We start from the raw sequence: 9,992 nt of genomic DNA on the forward strand, positions 1-9,992 counted from the left end.
CGTCGAACCCACGGGCCCCCAGGGATGCATGGGCCGGGGCATGGAATCTGCTCGGCGGCAACCCTCAGCAAGGTATTAAATACCGCAAATCTTGAAATGGCCGGAGGGCACAAAATTACTCGGTTTGCAAGTTTGCCGGAGGGGCATATATTCGGTTCGGCTGCAATAGTCTTGACAAGAAATTCCTGACTTGACAGCCTCTCGGAGTCTGCTTATGGTCGTGCAGGTTCCCGCCGATCGATATCGAAGGTGTTCATGACCGCGCCTCCAACGCTGCCCAAGTTCAGGCAGCGGTTGATTCTTGCCGTTCTGATGTTGTGTTCACTGTTGATTTGGCTGGACAACACCGTCCTGAGCACCACGCTGGAGACGCTGGCGGACCCGGTCCGTGGCCTGGGCGCCGATCCCGGTGAGCTGCAGTGGGCAACCGGTTCCTACACGCTGGCGTTCGCCACGTTGATGTTCACCGCAGGCGCACTGGGCGATCGGTTCGGTCACCGAACCGTGTTTTCCGGCGGCCTGGTGATCTTCGCCGGCTCCTCGCTGTGGGCGGCGTACGCCAGTGACGCGGGCCAGCTCATTGCGGCTCGAGCCGCAATGGGAGTGGGCAGCGCGCTGATCACGCCCGCCATGCTGGCCATCCTCATGTGGACCTTCACCGGCCCCGCGCGGGCCGCCGCGATCGGCATTTTCTCGACGTCGGCCGGTGTCGGAATGGCCGCCGGTCCGGTGCTGGCGGGATTCCTGCTCGACCATTTCTGGTGGGGTTCGGTTTTCCTCATCAATGTCCCGGTCGCCGCATTGGCCTTGGCCGGGCTCGCCGTGCTGGTCCCGAATTTCCGCAGCCCTGCCCGGCGGCCGTTGGACCCCGCCGGAATGCTGCTGTCGATCAGCGGGCTGGTGGCACTGGCCTACGGGCTGATCCGGGCGGGACAGGTGGCCGAATGGGGCCGTACCGATGTCTGGGCGCCGATCGTCGTCGGGCTGGCACTGCTCGCTGGTTTCGTGCTCGTCGAACTGCGGGTCAAGCTGCCCAGCTTCGACCCGCGACTGCTTGCGCAACACACCTTCGGCGGCGGCAACGTGGCGCTCGGGCTCCTGCTCTTCGCCGTGGCCGCGATCACCTTCTACAACGCCTTCTACCTGCAGGGCGCCCTCGGGTTTTCGCCGATGAAGGCGGGGCTGGCCAACATCCCGACCGCGCTCGGCGCGCTCGCGGGGGCGCCTCTGGCCACGCGCCTGGTTCGGCGCTTTTCGCTACGGCCTGTCACCGTTCCGGCGCTTGCCGTGGCCGCGCTGACCATGGGCGGCTACGGGTTCCTCGGACTGCAGACCCCGCTCGCCTGGATCGAGGTCCTCCTGCTGGTCCAGGGGCTCGCGATCGGCATGGTGATCGGCCCCGTCACGGCCGCCTTGATCAGCAACCTGCCACTGGAACAGGCCGGTGCCGGATCGGCCGTCACCAACACCGTGCGGCAAACCGGCAGCGTGATCGGAATCGCGGTGGGCGGCACGATCATGTCGATCGCGTACCGGCGCGCCATCGAACCTGCGCTGGACGGTGTCCCGGGTCCGGTGCAGGACCAGGCGCGCGTGTCCGCCGAGCAGGCCCGCCACGCCGCCGCCGCGGCCGGCCGGCCCGCTCTTGCCCGGGCCGCCGACGACGCGTTCGTCCACGCCATGCACGTCGGCGCGGCCTGGATCGCGGTCATCGCGCTGCTCGGAGCCGTTGTGCTGCTGGTCACCTTGCCTGGCGCCGGAAAGAAGACGAGCGCGGCGGACGACGAAGAAGCTCCCGGCGCCACCCCGGCGGCGCGAAGTGTGCTGGAGTCCCGGTGACGCCGGTACGCGCCGCCACCGACGAGCTGGAAAACGGGCAACGCCCCCGCGTGGCCAGTGTGGACAGTGTGGACAGTCAAGCCACGTACCTCCTCGATCGTCACATGTTCGCCCTGTGGACCTGGACCGGCCGCGCCGTGGGCGCCGCCCCGCCCGTCGGTGACGTCGAATCCGTTGCCCTGGTCGTCCCGACGCCGGACCTGTCCGGGCTCGAGGTGTCCGACGTCGACTGCGCGCTGATCGAGCCGGACAAGCTCGCCGGCGCGCTCCTCGACTCGCCCGGCCGGTCGGTCGACGCCTGGCGGGCGCGGATCGAGGGCGGCGAGCCGACCCTGCCGATCGCCGGGCACGCCGTTCCCGATGCCACCGGCGCCGCCGTGACCTCGGCGGAGCACGCCGCGGCCGTCTTCCGGCACACCATCGCTGTCGCGGCCGAACTGCGCACGACGCTGACCGCCGAGCTGCGGCCGTACCAGGTCCGCGGCGTGAGCTGGCTGCGCGAGACCGTCGACGCACACGGCGGTGCCGTGCTCGCCGACGAGATGGGGCTCGGCAAGACGCTGCAGGCCATCGGCTACCTCGTCGGGCGCGCCGACGAGGGGCCGCAGCTGGTGGTGTGTCCCACGTCGCTGGTCGGGAACTGGGCACACGAGATCGCGCGGTTCGCCCCCGATCTGCGGACGGTGATCTGGCGTGGCGGGCCGCTGGGGGCGATGGCCGCCAGGACGGTCGTGATCACCGGCTATCCGACGCTGCGCCTGCACAGCCCGGTCCTGCTGGAGCACCAATGGGTCACGGCCGTTTTCGACGAGGCGCAGGTGCTGAAGAACTCCCGCACGCAGGTGTCGAAGGCCGCGCGGACCATCGCGGCCGAGGCGAGGATCGTGTTGACCGGAACGCCCGTCGAGAATCGCCTCGAGGAACTCTGGGCGCTGCTCAACCTGGTCGCACCGCAGCTGTTCGGGCACAGGGCGCAGTTCCGTCGTCGCTTCATCCGGCCGATCGCCGACGGTTCCCTCGCCGCCGCCACCCGGCTGCGCGCGGTGATCGAGCCGGTCGTGCTGATGCGGAAGAAGGCCCAGGTCGCCGGCTCCCTCCCGCCCAAGATCCACGCCGACCTGCGCTGCGATCTGACCGAGGAACAGCAGCACCTGTACGACCGGCTGCTGGACCGGGCGATCGACGACGGCTTCGGCAGCGGCGTCCAGCGCCAGGCCCGGGTGCTGGCCGCGTTGACCGCGCTCAAGCAGGTCTGCAACCACCCGACGCTGGTCGACGGCGGCTCCGCCGGCTCCGATGAACTGCCGGGGCGGTCGGGAAAGCTGGACCTGTGCACCGACATCGTGGCCAACAACCTCGAAACCGATTCGCCGACCCTGATCTTCACCCAGTACCGCAGGACCGGCGAGCTGCTCGTGCGCCACTTCGGCGAGCAGTTCCGGGTGTCCGTCCCGTTCTTCCACGGAGGCTTGAACCAGGAACAGCGGGCCGATATCGTCCGCCGCTTCCAGGCCGACCACGGACCCGAAGTGCTGGTGCTCAGCCTGAAGGCCGGGGGTACCGGGCTCACGCTCACCCGCGCCGCCGACGTCATCCACTTCGACCGGTGGTGGAACCCCGCGGTGGAAGCGCAGGCCTCCGACCGGGTCCACCGGATCGGTCAAACCCGGACGGTGACCGTCACCACGCTGACCACCAGCACCACGGTCGAGGAGCACATCGCGGCCATGCATTCACGCAAGTCCGCGCTCTCCGACATCGCCGACATGTCCGGCGTCGCCGAGCTGGCCCGGTTGGACGACGACCGCCTCGTCGCGACCCTGCGCCGGAAGCGGGGCAGCTGACATGCCGGACGACGACTTCGGGTACACGGCGTGGGGGCGGGACTGGGTCCGGCTCGCCCAGCCGTTGCGCCAGACCCGGCCCAACCCGCTGTTGCCGCGCGCTCGCAAGCTGGCGCGCCTCGGAGGTGTGCAGGTCACGATCGACGGGCGCGTCGTGCGCGGCGTCGTCCAGCGTGGCCGCACCGCATCGGTGGCCGCCATCGAGGTGGCGCCGATGCCGCCGGAGGTGATCGCGGGAATCACCGGCCACCTGTGCGGCGCCCGGCCCCTCCTGACCGACGAGGTGCACCGCGCGATCACCGAGGCCGGCCACTCGCCCGCACCGATCCTCGCGGGTGTCGACTGCTCCTGCCCGGATGGCTCCGGGAGTTGCATTCACGTGCTGGCCGTCTATTACGAGATGGCCCGCCGGGTCGATGACGATCCGCGCATTGCGCTCGACGTCCAGGAATTCTCCCGCGTCTCCTCGGGGAGCACCCGAGTCGCCACCGCGGCATTGCCGCAGCAGCGGTGGATCGCGCTCAATGCCCTTGATCCGGCGGACTACTTCACGGTGTCGAAGTAGTGGTGGCCGCGGTGAACTCAACCGGACAAACGGGAAGTTTCGCTGCCCTGGTGGTCGCGGCGACGGCTGCGTCCCGGGCAGTGGTCAATATCCACCGCACTACGCTATTGAGGGGTGGACACCTCTCATGACGCATGCCATGCTCGTCCATAGGGGTCAAACCCCGAAATTTTAACGTGAGCAATGGGGGATTACTGATATGGGTAGCCGTCAGATCGACTACTTTTTACCTGAAATGCGTGACAGGCGAGCGCCGGGCGGCACCTTCGACACCAACCTCCAGCTCGTCCTGATAATCCAAGACGACATTCGCCGGTACAGCATCGAGGGAATGTTTCGTTCGCTCGACATCCGGCTGACCGTGCAATTCATCACGGATGTCGGAGATCTCTCGACGTTCCGCAACGGCCAGTTGCTGATTTCTTCCCGCAATGCGGTGGAGCCGGTGCCCGCCGAGCTCGCCGAAAAGCTGCGCCTCGACAACATGCGGGTCCTGATCCTGGTGGATTCGGCCGACGTCGTCGAGCAATCCTGGGTCGATCACGCAAACGGTTTCCTGGACTGGGCGGATCTGCGCCCCGAGACCCTGCGCGAAGCGATCGTCGACGTGCAGACGGGCCGATTCCACGTGTCGCCGGCCCTGGCGCGGCGATCCGTGGCGGCGCTCGACCCGGCCGGTGACGACGCCACCTCGAAGCGCGCGTCGATGATCGCGCTGACGGCCCGGGAGCAGCAGGTGCTGCGCCTGATCGCCGAGGGGCTGAGCAACCGGCAGGTCGCTCGGTCGCTGAGCATCTCCGAACACGGGGTCAAGCGCACGGTCGGCATCATTTTGGCCAAGCTCAACTGTCCGAACCGGACGCTCGCGGTCGTTCGGGCCATGGAGTCGGGACTCCTCGTCATGTGATTCGTGCGGAGAGTGGCCGGGCCGCCTCGGCGGCCGAAGGACACCTTCGTCTCATCTGGTGCGCCGAAGGGCGCCTTCCTCCCGTTGGATGCGAGGAAGGCGCCCTTCGGCGCGCGCCGGCCTTGCCCCTTCATCTCCGCCTCGACGGCGTCGCTGCCCTCGGGGTAGCCGTTCGGCTACCCGGGCCGGGCCGCCTTCCGGCACTCCCTTGTAGCCAGTCGAACGATCTACCGCTTACTCCCATTGTGCGGCGAAGATTGACCCACCCTTCGGACGACGTCTCCATAGTTGGCTAAATCAAAGGAAGTTCCCATGAGCCTGCCCGGGCATTGGTGGAGTGCAAGTCAAAGTTATGTCTCGGAGATCCTCTCCCTGCTCGCGGCCGCGCCGGACCGCGATGTCGTCCATTGGCGTGGCCAGGCTTTCTCCGGTGGCGACCTGATCCGGTCCGTGACCGAAGCGTTCCTCGCGCTGCGCGATCGTGGAGTGGGCAAGGGAGATGTGGTCGCGATCCTGGTCGCCCCCAACAGCCCTGAGACGCTCACCGCGCGGTACGCGACGCAATTGCTCGGCGGCGCCGTGTGCTACCTGCGGACCACCAATCCCGGTACGAAGGTCACGGTCCTTCCGCTGGAGCACCAGATCCAGATCCTGCGCGAAACCGACGCGGTGACCGTTTACGCCGATGCCGAAAACGCGGCGCGCGCGGCGGAGATCGCCGATGGTGGCGGGATTCCGGTGACGCGGCTTCGCGACGGGGAACCCGCCGCGAGCGCCGATGTCCCGGACGCCGTGTCGTGGGAGCCGGACGCGCCGGCCTTCATCAACTTCACGAGTGGCAGCACGGGACGTCCCAAGGGCATCCGGTTGTCGGGCCGCGCGTGGGACGCCACCATGCGTGCCTGGATGGACCTCGGTCGCGAAGCCGGCTGCACGTCTCTGCTGGTGTCGACCCCGCTGAGTCACGGCGTTGCCCCGATGGCCGACGCGGTCCTCGCCGCGGGCGATGCGCTCTACGTCCAGGAGAGCTTCGACGCCGGGAAGTTCGTGGACACCGTCTCCGCGGAGAAGGAGGTCACGTGGACGTTCATGGCGACGACGCACGTGTTCCAGCTCATCGACCACCTGCTCGAGCGGGGCATCCGTGACCGGGCCGCGGTGGCGGCCGCCGGCCTGGCTTCGCTGAACCGGATCGTCTACGGCGGCAGCCCCGCGGCACCCGCCCGGATCGGCCAGGCGTTCCAGCTGTTCGGCCCGGTCCTGGCGCAGGGGTACGCCACCAGCGAGTCCGGCCGGATCACGACCCTGACGCCGTCGCAGCACGGCGAGCCGGACCTCGCGGCCACGGTCGGGCGGCCCTTCCCCGAGGTGGAGGTCGTCGTCTGCAACTCGGAATCGGGTGCGCAGCTGGCGGCGGGGGAAATCGGTGAGGTCCGCGTGCGCTCGCCTCAGCTGATGGACGGCTACAACGGCGACCCGGAACTGACCGCACGGGTGCTGCGTGACGGCTGGTACTTCACCGGAGACATCGGTTGTCTCGACGAGCGGGGATACCTGACCCTCTTGGGGCGGGTGGCCGACGTCATCAAGGTCGACGGCGTCAAGGTCCACCCGATCGTCGTCGAGTCGGAAATCCTTTCCTACCCCGGTGTCCGGCACGCCGCCGTCTACGGCGTGCGAGACGAGGACGGCAGCGAGCACATCCACGCCGCGATCGAATGCGATCCGGCCGAGGTCGTCGAAGTGGAAAAGATCCGCGCGGGAATCGCCGAGGCGTTTTCCCCGATCCACGTGCCCGAAAAGATCAGCATCTTCGACGCGCTGCCGATGAACCGGAACGGCAAGCCGGACAAGGTGCTCCTGCGGAAGACCACCGTCTAGTGCGGGCTTTTCGGTTCGTTTGTCAATCCAGCTGCTACGTCGAGAAGGCGAGTGAATGAACGTTCACCTGGCGTCATACCTGAGCGGGAAGACCGCCGAAGATCTTTCGGAAAGCAAGCGCGAATTCCTGGAGATCGGCCGTCGTTCCGGTGACTACCCCATGGCCAGTGCGCGGCGCGACGGGGTGGATTCGGAAGTGAGTGTCTGGTGCAGCAACGACTACCTGGGCATGGGGCAGAACCGCCAGGTCATCGCGGCCGTGCAAGCCACCATCGACATCCACGGCGTGGGCTCCGGAGGTTCCCGGAACATCGGCGGGAACAACCATTACCACGTCCTGCTGGAAAACGAACTGGCGGACCTGCACGGCAAGGAAGCCGCACTCCTCTTCGCGTCGGGGTACACGGCCAACGAAGGCGCGCTCACCGTGCTGGCGAGCATGCCGAAGGACACGATCGTCTTTTCCGATGCGAAGAACCACGCCTCGATCATCGACGGCCTCCGGCACAGCGGCGCCAAGAAGCAGGTCTTCCGGCACAACGACGTCGCCCACCTGGAAGAGCTGATCGCGGCCGCCCCCGCCGGCAGCCCGAAGCTCATCGTCGTGGAAACGGTCTATTCCATGTCGGGCAACGTCGCGCCGCTCGCCGAGATCGCCGACATCGCGGACCGCTACGGCGCCACGACCTTCATCGACGAGGTCCACGCGGTCGGCATGTACGGCCCGCAGGGCGCCGGGATCGCCGCGCAGGAAGGCATCGCCGACCGGTTCACGGTCGTGATGGGCACCCTGGCGAAGGGGTTCGGCCTGGTCGGCGGCTACATCACCGGACCGGCGGCCCTGGTGGACGCGGTGCGGACCTACGCGCGCTCGTTCGTCTTCACCACCTCGCTGCCGCCGGCGATCGCGGCCGGTGGGCTGGCGTCGGTCCGGTACCTGCGCTCCTCCGATGTCGAGCGGAAGCTCCTCTCGGAGAACGCGCGGCTCCTGCACCGCCTGCTGAGCGATGCCGACATCCCGTTCATTTCGGCGGACTCGCACATCGTTTCGGCCTTCGTCGGTGACGACGACCTATGCAAGCGGGCGTCCCGGCTGCTGTTCGAGCGGCACGGGATCTACGTCCAGTCCATCAACGCCCCCAGCGTGCCGGTGGGCAAGGAGATCCTGCGGATCGCCCCGTCCGCCGTGCACGAGCAGAAGGACGTCGAGAGCTTCGCCGACGCCCTGCACGGCATCTGGACGGAACTGGGCATCCCGGCTGCGAGCGCCCGGGACTGGGCCACGTCCGAGCTCCGCGCCGACGGCGCCCGCACCGTCGCGAAAGCCGGACTGCTGCCGCGATGACGACGTCAGTTGCCGGCGTGCTGGCCGAAACGGCGGCGCAGCGACCCGACCACCCCGCCGTGATCCACGAGTCCGGGCAGGTCACCTACGGGTGGCTGTGGGAGCAGGCGCGCCGCTATGCCTCCGTGCTGCGGGACAACGGGGTGCGGCCGGGCGACCGGGTCGTCCTGCTCCTGGCCGACACCCCGCAGTTTCCCGCGGTGTACTTCGGCGTGCTGGCCGCCGGCGCCGTCGCGATCCCGCTGAACGTCATGTCGACCGCGGCGGAGATCGGGCACGTGCTGAGCGATGCCGACGCCCGGTTCCTGGTGTGCGCCACCTCGTTGCTCGCGCAGGCGGGCGAGGCGGTGGAGCGGCTCGGCAAGGGGCTCTTCACCGTCGGCCCTGGCCCCGCGGGCACGGTCGACCTGGAGGCCGCGGCGCGGGACACCGCGCCGGTCGAAGAGGTCGTGGAGCGGGATCCCGACGAGGTCGCGGTCGTGTTCTACACGTCCGGCACGACGGGTGCGCCGAAAGGCGTGATGCTCACCCACCGGAACGTCCGGTACAACGTCGAGCGGATGGTCGCCACCCCGTACGTGTTCCGCGGCGACGACGTCCTGCTCGGGTGCTTGCCGCTGGCGCACAGCTTCGGCCAGATCTGCGTCATGCTGACCGGCTTCCGCGCCGGGTTGTCGATCGTCCTGATGTCGAAGTTCTCCGGGCGGGCGGCCCTCGCGCTGATGGTGGAACACCGGTGCACGGTGTTCATGGGCGTGCCGACGATGTACTTCGGGCTGCTCGACGCGGTGGCCAGGGGAGGGCCGGTGCCCCGGCTCGACCGCGTGTACAGCGGGGGATCGCCGCTTCCGGCCAAGACCCTCGACGACGTCCGGAGCGTGTTCGGCTGTCCGGTGTACGAGGGCTACGGGGCGACCGAGACGTCCTGCAGCGTCGCCTACCACTACCCCGGCGTGTCGTTCCGCCCCGGAACGGTCGGAGTGCCGATCAACGGCGTCACCGTCGGGATCGCCCGGCCGAACGCCGACCGGATCGAGCTGCTGCCCGTCGGTGAGGTGGGCGAGATCGTGGTGCGCGGGCCGAGCGTCATGGCCGGGTACCTCGGCCGTCCGGATCTGACCGCCGAGGTGCTGCACGACGGCTGGTTCCGCACCGGCGATCTCGGAAAGCTGGACGGCGACAGCTACCTCGCGGTCGTCGGCCGGAAGAAGGACCTGATCCTGCGGGGCGGCTACAACGTCTACCCGCGCGAAATCGAGGAGATCTTCGCCGGGCACCCGGCCGTGGCACAGGTGGCGGTCATCGGGGTGCCGCACCCGGTGCTCGGTGAGGAAGTCTGGGCGATCGTGGTGCCCGCCCGGCCGGAGGACGGCACCGACGGCTCGGCCGAAGAGCTCGTCGAATGGAGCAAACAGCGTCTCGCCGCGTACAAGTACCCCCGTCGAGTCGAGTTCACCGACGCACTCCCGACGGGGTCCAGCGGCAAGGTTCTCAAGCGGATGCTCGTTTCGAAGTACGAGGCGACCGTCAGCGCGTAGCAGGGAAACAGCACATCGGCGTAGCGCCCGCAGCATTGCTGCGGGTGCTACGCCTGCGCTCAGGCACCGTCCG

Annotated in this window: 7 protein-coding genes; all 7 read left to right on the forward strand. The window is 68.4% G+C overall.

The features are described from left to right. The first annotated feature begins 255 nt into the window (after positions 1–255). The 7 genes from ACLJQF_RS12270 (at position 256) to ACLJQF_RS12300 (ending at position 9,919) form a co-directional block, all read left to right on the forward strand. Entirely contained in the window at positions 256–1,839 is a 1,584-nt protein-coding gene (locus ACLJQF_RS12270) for an MFS transporter (protein ID WP_410608401.1), read from the forward strand. Continuing rightward, a complete protein-coding gene (locus ACLJQF_RS12275) occupies positions 1,836–3,683 on the forward strand; it encodes a DEAD/DEAH box helicase (protein ID WP_410608402.1) in 1,848 nt (615 codons plus the stop codon). The genes ACLJQF_RS12270 and ACLJQF_RS12275 overlap by 4 nt, the downstream gene beginning before the upstream one ends. A gap of 1 nt (position 3,684) precedes the next feature. After that, the gene (locus ACLJQF_RS12280; protein ID WP_410608403.1) at positions 3,685–4,248 is read left to right on the forward strand and encodes a hypothetical protein; all 564 of its coding nucleotides are present in this window, start codon (positions 3,685–3,687) and stop codon (positions 4,246–4,248) included. 199 nt (positions 4,249–4,447) lie between these two features. Continuing rightward, the gene (locus tag ACLJQF_RS12285; protein WP_410608404.1) at positions 4,448–5,155 is read left to right on the forward strand and encodes a response regulator transcription factor; all 708 of its coding nucleotides are present in this window, start codon (positions 4,448–4,450) and stop codon (positions 5,153–5,155) included. 312 nt (positions 5,156–5,467) lie between these two features. Beyond that, positions 5,468–7,036, forward strand: coding sequence for a class I adenylate-forming enzyme family protein (locus tag ACLJQF_RS12290; protein ID WP_410608405.1), 1,569 nt, complete (start codon positions 5,468–5,470; stop codon positions 7,034–7,036). A gap of 55 nt (positions 7,037–7,091) precedes the next feature. After that, positions 7,092–8,381 (forward strand): 5-aminolevulinate synthase, encoded by a 1,290-nt coding sequence (gene hemA, locus ACLJQF_RS12295; RefSeq protein ID WP_410608406.1) that lies wholly within the window; start codon positions 7,092–7,094, stop codon positions 8,379–8,381. Further along, entirely contained in the window at positions 8,378–9,919 is a 1,542-nt protein-coding gene (locus ACLJQF_RS12300) for a long-chain-fatty-acid--CoA ligase (RefSeq protein ID WP_410608407.1), read from the forward strand. The genes hemA and ACLJQF_RS12300 overlap by 4 nt, the downstream gene beginning before the upstream one ends. The last annotated feature ends 73 nt before the right edge of the window (positions 9,920–9,992 follow it).

Origin of the sequence: Amycolatopsis sp. lyj-109 (genome assembly GCF_046548995.1) — a bacterium.
In the GTDB taxonomy this organism is placed as follows: domain Bacteria; phylum Actinomycetota; class Actinomycetes; order Mycobacteriales; family Pseudonocardiaceae; genus Amycolatopsis.